Genomic DNA, 14,627 nt, shown 5'->3' on the forward strand with positions numbered 1-14,627 from the left:
ACAACTTCCCAGGAGCGCCCCGCCGCGTCAACCCGATTTGCAGGCTTGACCCCGGCCGGCCTGGTTGTGTCTGCGTGCGGCGATAACCTGCAACCAATGACCACCGAGTGGGCGCACACCATCACCCCGGAAGCGTTGAAGGACGACTTCGATGCCGGGGCGATTCAGCGTGGGTCGGCGTATGCGCGACAACGCCGTGTCGCTGCCGTGCAATGGGACGACGACAAACGCAGACTCACTGGGCGCTGTCAGGGCACGGGCGTCGCCACGTATTCGGTGCGCGTCGCCTTCAGCCACCTCGGTCCCGGCTGGAAGCTCGCCGATGCCGGGTGCACGTGTCCGGTCGGCTATTTCTGTAAGCATGCCGTCGCGCTACTGCTGACCTTCGCGGATGAGGCCGCCACCGCAGCCACTCCGCCGGTCCAGCGTTCGCCGCAATGGGAGCGCACGCTGCAGGTGCTCTATTCTGAAAATCACCCGAAACCTCCCGAAAAGCTTGCGCTGCAGGCGTTCCTCAGCTCGCCTTCGCTGTTCGCATCGCGCGCTCGCCGGGCCCAGCTCGCGTTGCGTCCGATGCGACCGGGCACCCGGAGCGCCTGGATCAAGTCCGGTGTCGACTGGCCGGCCATCGTCGATCTCAAGCCTGGAACATTTGCGGCACAGCAGCTCTCGGTGTTGCAGTCGATGGCGCGCGACTCCATGCGCACCACCCCGTACGGACTTCCGCACGGGCTGATCCTCGCCGACGCGCCTGCCACCATCTGGCAACAACTCGACGCGGCGGCAGCAGCGGGTATCCCTCTGCTCGGCGATCCGGCCTCGGGGATCAGTATCGTGCAGGTCGCCAAACGGGCTGGGCTCACCGTCTCGGTCAGCGGAGAGGTCGGTGCCGATGCCCACGTCTCGGTCGAGGTGACCATCGACGGCAACGTGGTGCCGATGTCTGAGGTGACCATTCTCGGAAAGGCCGATCCACATGGGATCAGTTATCTCGATGCCGAGGGCGTCCTGACCCTCGCCCCGTTCGACTCGGCCGACGCGCCTGCCGCGGCGTTGCTGCAAGGTGATCAACCGATTGTCATCCCCGCCGCGGACGTTTCCAGATTCGCCGATGTGGTGTTGCCTCGGCTCCGCGAGTCGGTACCGATCCGAGTCGACGACTCGGTGTTCGTGGCGCCCAGCATCTCTGGCCCGACGCCTGTGCTGACCGTCCGTTTCACCGGCGATGTCGCGCATACCCATTGGGCGATGCGCTATCTGGTCAACAACACACCCCGCGACCTCGACGACGCCATCGGCACACAGCCGTCGTGGCGAGACCGCGTAATCGAGGAGCAGATCTGGGAGTCGATTCGCGATGCGCTGGCTGCGGTCGCCCTCACATCGGGCGCGGCGGGCCGGCGACTGATCGCGGCCTTCGACGCACAGCGGGGCTCTGGCCGGGTCCGGCAGGCAGACGAGGTGGAACCTACCGACTACGAGGAGGCCCTCAACGGTGTCACCACGCATTTCTTGCGACACGACGTACACCTGAACCCCCTTGAAACAGCGCGGCTGTGCGCCGAGGTATTACCGGCACTCGCGGGCCGCGACGACCTGATCGTCGAGGTCGCCGAGGTGGCGCAGCGGTACCGGCAGGTCACCGAGCGGGCACGGCTGCGCATCGCGGGCTCGCAATCTGCCGACACCGATTGGCTTGATCTCGACATCACCATGGACGTCGACGGTGAGCAGGTGCCGATTTCGGAGGTGCTGGCCGAATTGTCCACCGGCGCAACGCACATGTTGTTGCCATCGGGCGTCTACTTCCCGCTGGACTCGCCCGAACTCGTGAAGCTGCGGCAGCTGATGGACGAAGCGGAGGTCCTCGGTGAAGCCGAGTCAGGGAGGGTGCCCGCGGTACCCTCAAACGTCACACTGTGGGAGGAACTGCTCGAACTCGGCGTGGTCGATGAACAGCTGCAGGTATGGCAGGAGCGCATCGCGACGCTCAGTGCGGCACGGCCACCGGAACCGGTCCAACCACCGGCGATGCTTCACGCGACTTTGCGTGACTACCAGCTGGACGGGCTCAACTGGCTGTCCTTTTTGTGGGACAACGGCTTCGGAGGCGTACTGGCCGACGACATGGGGCTGGGCAAGACACTGCAGACGCTCGCCCTGTTCGGCCGGGCCCGGGAGAGCGGTGAGACCGGCCGGTTCCTTGTGGTCGCACCCACGAGTGTGGTGAACAACTGGGCGTCCGAATGCCACCGGTTCACGGATCTGCATGCGGTCACCGTCACAGCGACGCAAGCGCGTGGGCGTACACCTCTGGCCGAGATCATTGCCGACTCCGATGTTGTGATCACCACCTACGCATTGCTGCGTATCGATTTCCCCGCCTACGACGAACAGCAGTGGGCGGCACTGGTGCTCGATGAGGCCCAGTTCGTCAAGAATCGCAACTCGAAAGCGCATCTGTGTGCGCGGCGCTTGAACACACCGTTCAAACTGGCCATCACCGGTACGCCGATGGAGAACAGCCTGATGGAACTGTGGTCACTGCTGTCGATCACCGTGCCGGGACTGTTCCCCGATCCCAAGGCATTCGCAGACTATTTCCGCAAACCCATCGAGAAGGGCGAAGACCCCGAACGTCTCCCGGTGCTGCGCAAGCGGATCAAACCGGTGATGTTGCGACGTACCAAAGATCAGGTGGCCCGCGATCTTCCTGCCAAGCAGGAGCAGATACTGCACGTCGAGCTGTCGGCAAGGCACCGCAAGATCTACGACACCCGTCTGGTGCGCGAACGCGAGATCGTCCTCGGGCTGCTGGGCGACCTCGAGAAGAACCGCTTCCAGATCTTCCGCTCGTTGACCATGCTCCGGCAGCTGAGTCTGCACGCCGGGCTCGTCGATCCGGCCGACGCCGAGGTTGCGTCGGCGAAGGTCGACTTCATCCGAGAGCAGCTTCCCGAGCTCATCGCCGAGGGGCACAGTGCCCTGATCTTCAGTTCGTTCACCGGCTTCCTGGACGTGCTGCGGCGCGGACTCGACGGTGACGGCATCACCTACAGCTACCTTGACGGCTCACTGTCCTCGCGTGAACGCACCGAAGCGGTCAGCGCGTTCACCGAGGGCACCACCCAGGTCTTCCTGATCAGCCTCAAAGCGGGCGGTTTCGGACTCAACCTGACCGAAGCCGACTACTGCTTCGTGTGCGACCCCTGGTGGAATCCGGCAGCCGAGGCGCAGGCCGTCGACCGCACCCATCGAATCGGCCAGACCCGGCCGGTCACCGTGTACCGGCTGGTGTCGGCAGACACCATCGAAGCGAAAGTCGTTGCGCTACAGAACCGAAAACGGGAGCTGTTCAGCGCCGTCGTCGACGACGGGAACACGTTCTCCTCGACCGTCAGCGCAGACGACATCCGGCACATGCTCGACTGATCACCACTTCGCTGGCACGCTGTAGTGATGGCAAATGTTGATGAACTACACGGCGAAGCGCACGTCCAGCGTTATCTCGAGACGAATGGGGAAGAAGGCTTCCACTGGAAGGGGACCGAGATCCTCATCCTGTTCACCAAGGGTCGAAAGTCCGGCGACGAGCGACGACATGCCTTGATCTTCCGCACCTGGGAAGACAATGGCTATCTGGTTGTGGCATCAAAGGGTGGGGCAGACGCGCCGCCTGCCTGGTTCCTCAATTTGCAGGACAACCCCGAAGCGGAGATCCAGGTCAAAGACGAGCGGATTCCCGTTCGGGCGCGAGTGGCCACCGACGAGGAGAAGCCGGCGATGTGGTCCCGCATGGTCGAGGTGTGGCCAGACTACGACGATTACCAGACCAAGACGTCGCGTCCTATCCCCGTGGTGGTTCTCGAGCGCGTCTGACCTGAAATCACCGGCCGCCGCCTGGTCAGCCCTTGGCGATCAGGCGGCGTTCGCCGGCCCGTACCGGGAAGTCGAACCGGTTGTTCTGCGGCGGCAGCGGACACAGGTAGTGATCGGTGAACGTGCAGGGCGGCAGGTAAGCCCGGTTGAAGTCCACCACCACGCGGCCGTCCGCATCCGCCGGTTCGACGTCGAGAAATCGGAACCGCTGTGTTTCGCTGCCGTTTGTCGAGTCGGCGAACACGAGTTGAGCGCCCCCGTCCGGCCTTGCGATGCCCGACAACGTCAGCGCCGCCCCATCCACTGTGACCCGTATGGTCGCGGTGGCCTTGGATCCGACAAACCCGTCGACGTGATCGAACGGCAATTCGTCACTGTCGAGTTCGATGGTCCCATCCAGAACCCACGACGGATTCGGGTCAAAAGCGTCGATGCCTGACAGTGCCAGGCGGGTGGGCGCCTGCGGGTCGAAGACCCGGACTGCCACGTGTCCTGCCCGGGCGAGCACAGCCACCGTCACGTCATCGAATTCCTGCTTTGATCCGGGCTCGAGGGAGGCATCGGACTCGCCGGGACGGCTGACAACGGCCGTGCCGTCGACGGCGGTCCACGAGCCGGGAAGCGGATTGATGGTCTGCGGTTGATCATCGAGCCAGTACGTGCCGGTGACCGAAGCCAGACCGTGGGGTGCGGTCGCGGCGACGTCGCGGTCGGCGCGCCAGAGATTCCACTGGTCGAGCCAGTGATCTGTTGTGGTGGCGGAAGTGGTCACCGTGATGCCTTTCGGTTCGGGTCGGTATCGCGAGAGTGGACGTTCTGTTGATCAGTGGGTCAGCGAAGCGGTGCGTGCGGCTGCGCGTTTGCCTGGGATGGCGTCGAGCAGGCGCTGGGTGTACGGGTTCGACGGATGCTGGAATACGTCTGCGACGGAGCCTGATTCGACGATATTGCCCTTCTCGAACAAGGACACGGTGTGCGCCACCTGAGCGACGACGGCGAGGTCGTGGGAGATGAACAGATAGGTCAGGCCGAGACGCTCCTGCAGTTCGGCGAGCAGTTCGAGGATCTGTTCCTGCACCGAGACGTCGAGCGCCGACACGGGTTCGTCGAGGAGTACCACTTCCGGTTCGAGCACCAGGGAACGGGCGATGGCCACACGTTGGCGTTGGCCACCCGACAACTCGACCGGCAACCGATCGAGGTGGTCGCGGGGCAGTCCCACCTGGTCGAGCAGTTCCGCGGCCTTGTGATGGCGGGAGCGACGATCACCGATCCGGAACGACACCAGCGGCTCGATGATGCTGTCGCGCACGGTGAAGCGTGGATCGAGTGAGGCGAACGGATCCTGGTGAACCAGCTGGAATCGTCGGCGCAGCGGTCGCAGTTCACGCCAGGAAAGATCGGTGATGTCGGTGCCGTCGAAGCGAACCCGGCCTGATGTCGGCTTCTCCAGGCCCATGGCCACCCGCAGAGTGGTGGTTTTGCCCGATCCGGACTCTCCGACGAGGGCGTGGGTTCGGCCGGCGGCTACGCGAACGGAGATGTCGTCGAGGGCAGTGAACGGCTCGCCCCCGCTGACGGGGAATCGCTTGGTCACCGAGGCGAGTTCGATGACGGGGTTGTCGACCTCGACCTGGTCAGGAGCGACCACAAAGCGGGGTGTGATGACGCCGCCCTGGGCGAGGGCGGGTGCCGCGGCGATCAGCCGGCGGGTATACGAGTTGTCGGGCTCGACGAGAATGGTTGCCGGCGAACCCTCTTCGACGATGTGCCCGTGCTGCATGACGATCACCCGGTCGGCACGGTCCGCGGCGACCGCCAGATCGTGGGTGATGATCAACAGGGCGGTGCCGGTGTCGCGTACGAGTGACTCGAGGTGGTCGAGGATGCGGGCCTGCACGGTGACGTCGAGCGCGCTGGTCGGTTCATCGGCGATGATCAGGTCGGGTTTGCCCGCGAGCGCGATCGCGATCAGAACACGCTGACGTTGACCTCCGGAGAGTTCGTGTGGGTAGCGGCGGATGCGCTCGGCGGGGTCGTCGAGGCCCGCCTTGGTGAGAGCGTCGATCACCTCGTCACCGATCTCGGCTCCGCGGACACCACGCAGTTTCACGGCTTCGGCGACCTGGACCCCGATGCGCTGAGTGGGGTTCAGCCCCACCATCGGGTCCTGCGGGATGAGTCCGACCACCGAACCACGCAGTCGCCGAACCACTTTCTCCTTGGCGCCGGCGATCTCCACACCGCCGACCTTGATCGATCCAGACGTCACTCGCCCGTTGGCGGGCAACAACCCGATGATCGCGTTCGCGGTGGTGGTCTTGCCGGAACCCGACTCGCCGACGACCGCAACCACCTCGCCGGGATTCACCTGCAGATCCAGGCCGTGGACGGCGGGCGTCACCTGCCGGTTCCGTCGGTAACCGATGTTCAGGCCACGGATGTCGACGATCGGGACGCGAGCATCAGATGCCGACTTGCTGAGGTTGGTGGTCATCGTTCGAGTTCCTGAAGGGTCTTGGAGATGTGGTTGAGCGAAAGCACTGTGATCGCGATGAACAGACCAGGCATCAGCGAGACCCACGGGGCGGTGACAAGGAAGTTGCGTCCGGTGGAGACGAGGGTGCCCCACTCGGCCTGCGGTGGTGCGGCACCGAAGCCGAGGAAGCTCAGTGCGGCGATCGCGATGATCGCAACACCGAAGTCGAGGACGGCGAGAACCGCGACCGGACCCCACGAGTTGGGCAAGATGTGCCGCAACAGGACCCGCGTCCACGAGGCGCCACCCGCACGGGCCGCCTCCACGTAGGGGAGGGTCTTGACCCTCAGCACCTCGGCGCGGGTCGTCCGGGCGAAACCGGGGACGATGCCGATACCCACGGCGATGGCGACGGGGACGGTGCCGAAGCCGAGCGCGGTGACGATCGCCAAGGCCAGCAGCAGACCGGGAATGGCCAGCAGCACATCGACGAACCGCATGATCACCGAATCGGTGACGCCGCTGAAGAACCCCGAGATCACGCCGAGCGTGAGGCCGGCCACGACTGCGATGGCCAGGGCGATCAGAGCCGCTTCGATCGTCAAGGTCGATCCGTACAGTGTCCGCGTCCACAGGTCGCGGCCCATCTCGTCGGTACCGAACAGGTGCGTTGTGCTCGGCGCCAACAGTCGGTCGGCGGGGGCGGTGCGGTAGGGGTCGTAGGAAGTGAACCAGGACGGAAAGAACGCCGACACCCCGACAAACGCGATGAACAGCACGGTGAGGACGAATAGAGGCCGCCTGACAGCTTTCGCAGTGGTTGCCCGCAACGGACCCCAGCGTCCTCCGGGTTCGGTTGCGCCCGGCGGAGTCAGCGAATGGTCGGGTTTCGCGACAGGCCGCTCCACCGGCAGGTCGATCCCCAGTGCACTGGCACTCGAGCTGGATGTGTCGGAGACGGAGCGAAGCGGAGCTCGACCATTCTCGATGCGGTCTTTCAGCGTCTCGGTCATGTCAGCTCACCTTTGTCTTCGTGCGGACTTTCGTCGTGTGGGCGATGCGCGGATCCAGCAGCGGGTAGAGGAGATCGACGATCAGGTTGACCAGGACGAACGCGGCGGCGGCCAGCGTCACGATGGCCAGTACCACCGGGATGTCCTGGGCGAGAACCGCTTCCTGTGCCAGCTTGCCGATCCCGTTGCGGTTGAACACGGTCTCGGTCACGATCGCGCTCGTCACCGTCACCCCGACGAGCAGACCGAAGATGGTCAGCGCCGGCAGGGCGGCGTTGCGGAACGCATGCTTGCGCTGGACGGCACCGCGGGACAGGCCCTTGGCCCTGGCGGTCACGATGTACTGCTCGCTCAGCGTTTCGTTGAAACTCCGGGTCAGCACCTGCGCCAACGCCGCCGTGGTGGGGATGGCCATCGTGATCACCGGCAAGATGAGGTACTCGGCACCACCTGATCCCTGCGAGGGCAACCAGCCGAGGTTGAATGCGAAGACCTGGATGAGGATCAGGGCGATCAGGAAGGACGGAACCGCAACGCCGAACGCGGGCAAGCGGTCCAGCAGGATCCGGACGGGCTTGAACTGGACGAAGGCGGCGAGGTACGCGAGGGCGGTCCCGGCGATGACTGCGAGTAGTCCGGCCAGCACACTGAGGGTCAGCGTGCCGCCGAGGCGTTCGGCAATCAGGTCGGATACCGGTGCCTGCTTGGAGATCGACAGGCCCCATTCTCCGCGGACGGCGCCGCTCAGCAGTGAGAAGTATTGGTCGATCATGGATTTGTCGAGTCCGTACTTGGACTTGACCGCCAGCAACTCTTCCGGCGACATGGTGTCCGGGTCGAGTCCGGCCGCGCCCAGCTGGATGCCGACGGCATCGCTGGGCAGGAGATAGAGGATCACGAACGTCAACGTGAATGCTGCCCACAACACCACAACCGCCTGGGCGATTCGGCCTGCTATGTACCTGCGCATGGCTGCGGTTCCTTCCTGTGGCGGTTGGCCCCGGTGGTCTTCACCCGGGGCCAACCGGTCGAGCTCGGTTGATGCGTGGTCGATTACGGCTGAAGGAACGTGTCGTTGAGTGCCAAGAAGCTCTCGGATGTGAACCGGAAGCCGTTGACCTTGTTGCTGACGCCGGCCAACTGCTGGCGTTCGAACAGCGGGAAGCTGACACCCTGATCGATCAGCAGGTTCTGCAGATCGTCGTAGGCCTGTTTGGTCTGGGCCTCGTCGGTGGTCTGCACGGCCTTGGTGAACAACTGCTGGATCTGCGCCGCCACCTCGGGGGTGGCCGCGTTCTTGGCGATTGCCTTCTGGTTGGCGAGCGCTTCGACCAGGATGAACTGCAGCGCACCGGGATCGGCGCGGGTGAAGTAGGTTCCGATCAGATCGTAGCCGCCACTCTTGAGTAGACCGATCGACTCGGCCTGAGTGACCACCTTCAACTGAAGGTCGATGCCGACCTGACGCCACTGATCCTGCAGGAGCTCGTTACCGGCGGCGAACTGTCCGACGATGGTCAGGGTGAGGGTCAGCTGCTGACCGTTTTTGGACCGGTACTCACTGCCGGCGGGCTTGGTCCAGCCGGCGGCGTCGAGCAGCTTGCCGGCACCTTCGGGGTCGAAGCCCAGCATGTCGGCTTGTGACTGGAAGAACGGGGTGGTGGTGTCGAAGGCGCCTTCCACCACCGGGTAGTCGGGTCCGTACACGGTGGCGGCATTGGTCTTGAGGTCGGTCGCCTTGTAGAGGGCTTGGCGGACCTGCGGATCCGCCAGTGGCTTGCCGGCACTGACGTTGGGGAACAACGTGTTCGAGACACCGGGAAGTGACCGCGACTCGATGTAGCCGCCGGAGTTCTTGATCTGTTCCTGATCTTCGACGGTCAGCGGATTGCGGGGCCAGGTGATGTCGACGGCGCCGCTGACGAGGTTGCCGGTGCGGACGCTGTCTTCGGCGACGTAGCTGTACTTGACCGCGTCGAGGTACGCCTCGCCGGTGTTCTTGTTGAGGCTCGATCCCCAGGTGTATCCGGCCCTCCGGCTGAGCGAGATGCCCTGGCCGGGGGTGTAGTTGTCGAGCTTGAACAGACCGGAACCGCTGAACTGGCCGAGGCACCGCTCTTCCGGGGTCTTCTGGAACGACGCCGGCGAGATGAGGGCGAGATTTGTGGTGGACGTCGCCTGCAAGAAGGATGAGTTCGGCTGGGTGAAGTGGAACTTCACTGTCTGCGGATCGACGACGGTGGTCGATTCGAGTCCCAGGATGTAGCTGGCGCCGAAGGCAGTGCCGCCGCTGGTCTTGGCCAGGTCGATGAACCCGTCGAAGTTGGTCTTGACCGCTGCGGCGTCCAAGGGTGCTCCATCGGAGAAGGTCACGCCGTCGCGCAGGGTGAAGGTGTAGTCGAGGCCGTCCGGGCTGATCTCCCACTTGCTGGCCAGCCAGGGCACGATCTCACCTGTGTCCGGGTTCTGGTCGGTCAACGAGTCCGCGATGTTGCGGATCACCGAACGGTGCTCGATCCAGTAGGTCTGGAACGGGTCGACGCACGTGAAGGTGGGGTTGTCCGGGAAGTAGGCGATGTCGAGTGTGCCGCCCTTGACGGGATTGGCGGCGTCGCCGCTGGGGCCGGATTCGGCGTTTCCGCCGGCGCTGCACGCGGTCGCGACCAGAGTCGACATCAGGGCGAGCGCGCCTGCGACCTTCCAGCGGCCGGATCTCGTGCGGGTGTGTTGACGCATTGTCGTGGTTCTACTTTCGGGTGAGTTGATGAAGCGGTCGAGCAGGATCAGGCGCGCAGGAGCGCGCGACCGGCGGCCAGCAGGGCGGTGTCTTCCTGGGGCGGATGCACGCGAACACAGAGCACATCGCGCAGGTGTCGTTCGAGCGGATTGTGCCGGGTCAGTGCGGCGTTGCCGAGTGCGGCGACCGCGGTCTGGACCGCGGCGATCACCGACCGGGCGATCTGGACCTTGACCAGTGACAGGCCTGCCGCCGCGGCGGGATCGTCGGCGGCGACGCGCAGAAGTGTTCCGTAGAGCAGGGTTTCGGCCTGCACTATCTGGGCGTCGATCTCACCGGCGATGGCCTGGATGCGTTCGGTCTCGGCAATGGGACGGCCCAACGCGGTCGGTACGCGTTCACGGGCGTATGTCACGAATGCCGTACGGGCCGCCCGCGCAACTCCGACGTACAGCGCGGGATGGCCGAAACCCGTTGGGCCGGTGGCCACTGCGGGGTCGCGGTAGACGCCATCGGTCTTCGGGATCTCGAGGAAGTTCTCCTCGCCGACCTCGACACCTGCGTAGCTGACGTCATGGGTGTTGGAGGCGCGCAGCCCCAGGTGATCCCAGGTCTGGTGCCAGGTGATCCCGGCGGAGTCGGCGGGAACGATCACGTGCCCGACCCTCGGCTCCTCTTCATCGGTGATCGCCCAGACCAGGTGGTACGCCAGTGCCGTCCCTCCGGTGGCAAAGGTCTTGCGACCGGTGAGGGTCCAACCGTTCGCCGTCCGCCGCGCGATGGTCTTGGGCAGACCGCCGCGGGCCGGTGCGCCCAGTTCCGGCTCGGCGCGGATCACGTTGACCGGGGCCGGTCCCTGCACCGACTGCCGGAGCAGGTTGTCGTAGAGGTCGGCGGGCCACGAGTTCGTGGCCGCCTGCATCTGGTGGATCGCCAGGTTGTTGGCGGCGATGAGTGCCACAGACGGGTCGCCTTCACCGAGCGCGGAGAGGATCTGCACAACCTCGAACGGTCCGGCCTCGGGACCGCCGAATCGTGCCGCCACGGTGGCCGTGAGGTACCCGCCCCGATGGGCAGCAGCCAGGCCGGCCACCGGGATATCTCCACTTCGGTCGTATTGCTCAGCGGTGGAGGCGACTTCGGCGGTCAGCGCCTTGAGGCCCGACGGTGAGAGGTCGGGTGTTGGGAGCGTCACGCCCCGCACCGAGGTGACGGTCATGCCTGTCCGGCCGTCGCGAAGGCGCCGAGGTGATCGGACTGCAGGGTGCCGCGCTTGCCGGTCGCCTCGCGGTGGGCGAGTTCCTGACGGACCAGCGGCACCACATAACGGCCGTAGTCGATCGCGTCATTGAGGGTGTCGTATCCACGGATGGAGACCAGATCGGCGCCCAGGTCGATGTAGTCGAGGATGGCGGCCGCCACCGTCTCGGCGCTGCCGACCAGAGCCGTGGACGCGCCCGCGCCGTTGACGGCGGCTGCGGTCCGGGTCCACAGCGCTCGGTCGTAGATGTCTTTACGGTTCGCGAAGTCCAGTGCGCGCTGCGATCCGACGTTCTGCGGGGTGTTGCCGGCGATGGTCTTGTACACAGGGTTCTTCGAGAAGTTGGCCTCGATGCGGTCGACGTAGTCGTGGGCCTTGGCCCAGGCGAGATCGTCGGTGCGGTCGATGATGGGACGGAACGTGACCCAGATGCGCGGCCGGTCTGTGCGGCCGGACTCGGCGGCGATGCGGTGCACCCGCTCGATCTGACTCTTGATGTCCGCCAGCGGTTCTCCCCAGAAGCTGAAGATGTCGGCCTTGCGTCCGCCGATCTCGAAAGCGGCGTCGGACTGTCCGCCGATCGAGATCGGGATCTGGGCGCCGTAGGGGGCGAAGCCGGGACCGAAGTTGTCGAACTTGTAGTGGGTTCCACTGTGGGAGAACGGTTCTGTCTTGGTCCACGAGTCGCGCAGGATGTCGACGAACTCGTCGGTGCGGGTGTAGCGCTGCTCCTTGGTGAGGTAGTCACCCTGGCGGGCCTGCTCGGTGTCGTTGCCACCGGAGATCAGGTGGACCAGCGCGCGACCTTCGGTCAGCTGGTCGAGGGTAGCCAGCTGCTGCGCAGCCACCGTCGGGAACACGGTGTTGGGGCGCAGGGCGACGATCGGTTTGATCGTGTCGCTGAGCTGGCCTACGGCCGACGCCATCACGAACGAGTCGGCGGTGTTGGACCCGTACGGCAGCAGCGTCATGTCGAAGCCACCGTCCTCGAGGGACCGGACGTAGCGACGGAAGAACGGAAGGTCGATGCCACGAGACGGGATCGGGTTGAGCTCGGTGGACGGGTTCAGGTGCGTGAGGCTGATGAACTCGACCTTCGATGCGGCACTGGCCGGCACCGGCAACGACTCCTGGGACGGATCGGCGGTCATGTGGGGGGGTCCTTCCTGACGTGTCTGTGGCGAGCAGGACCGAAAGACCGGGCCTGGTTCGGAAATGGATGCTAGGGGCGTTCGGACCCCTGGACCAGGGTTGAGATCACCGATTCCGATTCGTATTGCCGATCGGAATCAATTGGTTGTACTGATCTCATCTGTGCAGGTCAGAGCATTCGCCGATGCCATCAGATAGCCCTACATCGGGCCGATGCGCCAGGGTTTTACGCGCTGCGAATCAAACTGCGCATCGTCGTCGCCGATAGGGGATTCTGTAGTCCATACCCAGATATCTCAGGCCAGGACTTTGCGGGAACAGGTGAGTGTGTGATGGCGGATCCGTTGGACTTGGTGCATTTGCGCACCCTTGTCGCGATAGCCGAAACAGGGGGCTTTCGACGCGCGGCAGATTCTCTCCATCTGAGTCAGCCGACGGTGAGCCAGCACGTCCGACTGCTCGAGAAGCGACTGAAGCAGTCCCTGGTGGTCAAGGACGGCCGCGGGTCCCGGTTCACCGCAGCCGGGGGAGCGCCTGGTCCTGGAGGCCCGGAAGTTGCTTGCGGCGCAAGACGAGGTGCTGCAACGGTTCTCGATGGCTGTACCGGACAAGCTCACCATCGGTTCCACCGAACACGCCGCGGATGGTCTGCTGCCTGAACTGCTGACAGCGCTACGTGGCGCATACCCGGATGTCTGGTTGCAGTTCCGCATCGAGCGGTCCACCTCGCTGGCCGACTCGGTCGGCAAGGGCGCGATCGATCTCGCCGTGGTGCTGGGCGGCAACGCCGAGCCGATCGGCACCGAAGTCGGAGCGCTCGCGCTCCGGTGGGTGGCGGCGACGGGTTGGGACATCACTGAGGTCGACGGCTCGATCCCGTTGGTGGCCTTCGAAGAACCATGTGGACTGCGGCGCCGCGCGCTCGCCCAGCTCGACAACCTCGGCTACGCGGTGACGGTCAGTGCCGAGTCCGGGAATCTCGACGGGGTTCTCGCCGCCGCGCGTGCCGGTCTCGGAATCGCCCTGTTACCGTTTTCGGGCCCGGTTCCCGAAGGCCTCGTGGAGGTTGAAGCGTTGCCGGACATGGGCGACATCGACGTCCGGCTCGTCGCCCGGCGTGGCATCGACACCGATGTGGAGCAGGCTGCCGTCGAAGCGGTCACCGCGCACTACCGGACGATTGCCGACAAGGCCGGCGACGCCGGAACACACCTACAAGGAGTTGCCTGATGACCTCGCGCGACGAAATCCTGATCACCACAACCGAATTGGCGTCGCTGATTGCCGGCGACGCCCCGGTGACAGTGCTCGACGTCCGTTGGCGACTCGACCGTCCGGACGGCCGCGACGACTACGAGACGGGGCACATCCCCGGCGCGGTGTACGTCGACCTCGAGACGGAGCTGTCCGATCATTCGGTGACCGGCCGCGGCCGCCACCCCTTGCCCAGCGGTGACGTCTTGCAGACGGCCGCTCGCCGGTGGGGATTGCGTGACGACGTTCCTGTGGTGGTCTACGACGACTGGAATCGTGCCGGGTCGGCCCGGGCGTGGTGGGTACTGAGAGCTGCCGGCATCACAGGCGTACGCATCCTCGACGGCGGATTGAGTGCGTGGGTGGCCGCCGGTGAGGAGCTGTCGAAGGGTGCTGAGTCACCGGCCGCCGGCGACGTCACGCTGGCCCATACCGATCTCCACAGCGGGGCCCTGGCCACCCTGACCGCCGATGAAGTCGCCACGTTCACCGATTCGGGTGTTCTGGTGGACGCCCGCGCACCCGAACGGTTCCGCGGAGAGGTCGAACCCGTCGATCCGGTCGCCGGTCACATCCCCGGCGCCGGGAACGCGCCGAGCACCGCGACCCTGGGTGACGACGGAACCTTCCGTGACGCAGATGAATTGCGTGAGCTGTTCGCCTCCGCCGGTGCTGATGGTTCCGCGCCGGTTGGTGTCTACTGCGGCTCGGGAGTCACAGCGGCCGTCGACCTGGTCGCGCTGAAGGTCGCAGGCGTGGACGCGGCGCTGTTCCCGGGTTCGTGGTCGCAGTGGAGTGCTGACCCCGCCAACCCGGTCGCCACCGGGCCTGCCTGAGCGCCCGACCTGGGCT

Annotated in this window: 12 protein-coding genes; 5 read left to right on the forward strand and 7 right to left on the reverse strand. The window is 65.2% G+C overall.

Features of this window, described 5'->3' with window-relative positions:
• The first annotated feature begins 96 nt into the window (after positions 1 to 96).
• Both MVA47_RS10515 and MVA47_RS10520 read left to right on the forward strand, forming a co-directional pair.
• Complete coding sequence (locus tag MVA47_RS10515; RefSeq protein WP_247207822.1) at positions 97 to 3,432, forward strand: DEAD/DEAH box helicase; 3,336 nt, start codon at positions 97 to 99, stop codon at positions 3,430 to 3,432.
• Positions 3,433 to 3,459: 27 nt separating this feature from the next.
• Positions 3,460 to 3,879, forward strand: coding sequence for a nitroreductase family deazaflavin-dependent oxidoreductase (locus MVA47_RS10520; protein ID WP_247207823.1), 420 nt, complete (start codon positions 3,460 to 3,462; stop codon positions 3,877 to 3,879).
• Between the two features lie 25 nt (positions 3,880 to 3,904).
• Here the strand turns inward: MVA47_RS10520 and MVA47_RS27025 are convergent, their stop codons facing one another.
• From MVA47_RS27025 to MVA47_RS10555, 7 genes are all read right to left on the reverse strand, one after another.
• Positions 3,905 to 4,651, reverse strand: coding sequence for a DUF1684 domain-containing protein (locus tag MVA47_RS27025; RefSeq protein ID WP_247207824.1), 747 nt, complete (start codon positions 4,649 to 4,651; stop codon positions 3,905 to 3,907).
• A gap of 51 nt (positions 4,652 to 4,702) precedes the next feature.
• Positions 4,703 to 6,376 (reverse strand): ABC transporter ATP-binding protein, encoded by a 1,674-nt coding sequence (locus tag MVA47_RS10530; protein WP_247207826.1) that lies wholly within the window; start codon positions 6,374 to 6,376, stop codon positions 4,703 to 4,705.
• Positions 6,373 to 7,371 carry an ABC transporter permease gene (locus tag MVA47_RS10535; protein ID WP_247207827.1) on the reverse strand — a complete coding sequence of 333 codons (999 nt, stop codon included), beginning with the start codon at positions 7,369 to 7,371 and terminating at the stop codon, positions 6,373 to 6,375. Before MVA47_RS10535 ends, MVA47_RS10530 begins: the two co-directional genes overlap by 4 nt.
• A gap of 1 nt (position 7,372) precedes the next feature.
• Complete coding sequence (locus tag MVA47_RS10540; protein ID WP_247207828.1) at positions 7,373 to 8,341, reverse strand: ABC transporter permease; 969 nt, start codon at positions 8,339 to 8,341, stop codon at positions 7,373 to 7,375.
• Between the two features lie 83 nt (positions 8,342 to 8,424).
• The gene (locus MVA47_RS10545; protein WP_247207830.1) at positions 8,425 to 10,107 is read right to left on the reverse strand and encodes an ABC transporter substrate-binding protein; all 1,683 of its coding nucleotides are present in this window, start codon (positions 10,105 to 10,107) and stop codon (positions 8,425 to 8,427) included.
• Between the two features lie 47 nt (positions 10,108 to 10,154).
• Entirely contained in the window at positions 10,155 to 11,303 is a 1,149-nt protein-coding gene (locus tag MVA47_RS10550) for an acyl-CoA dehydrogenase family protein (RefSeq protein ID WP_247207832.1), read from the reverse strand.
• A gap of 20 nt (positions 11,304 to 11,323) precedes the next feature.
• A complete protein-coding gene (locus tag MVA47_RS10555; RefSeq protein WP_247207833.1) occupies positions 11,324 to 12,520 on the reverse strand; it encodes an LLM class flavin-dependent oxidoreductase in 1,197 nt (398 codons plus the stop codon).
• A 333-nt stretch (positions 12,521 to 12,853) separates the two neighbouring features.
• Here MVA47_RS10555 and MVA47_RS10560 point away from each other — a divergent pair, with 333 nt between their 5' ends.
• The 3 genes from MVA47_RS10560 to MVA47_RS10570 are packed head-to-tail and all read left to right on the forward strand — an operon-like array spanning position 12,854 to position 14,611.
• Positions 12,854 to 13,180, forward strand: a complete 327-nt coding sequence (locus MVA47_RS10560; RefSeq protein ID WP_247207834.1) for a LysR family transcriptional regulator — start codon at positions 12,854 to 12,856, stop codon at positions 13,178 to 13,180.
• On the forward strand, positions 13,116 to 13,751 hold the full coding sequence (locus MVA47_RS10565) for a LysR substrate-binding domain-containing protein (protein ID WP_247207836.1): 636 nt from the start codon (positions 13,116 to 13,118) through the stop codon (positions 13,749 to 13,751). Before MVA47_RS10560 ends, MVA47_RS10565 begins: the two co-directional genes overlap by 65 nt.
• On the forward strand, positions 13,751 to 14,611 hold the full coding sequence (locus tag MVA47_RS10570) for a sulfurtransferase (RefSeq protein WP_247207837.1): 861 nt from the start codon (positions 13,751 to 13,753) through the stop codon (positions 14,609 to 14,611). The genes MVA47_RS10565 and MVA47_RS10570 overlap by 1 nt, the downstream gene beginning before the upstream one ends.
• Positions 14,612 to 14,627 lie beyond the last annotated feature (16 nt).

The sequence above is a fragment of the Williamsia sp. DF01-3 genome, assembly GCF_023051145.1.
GTDB lineage: Bacteria > Actinomycetota > Actinomycetes > Mycobacteriales > Mycobacteriaceae > Williamsia.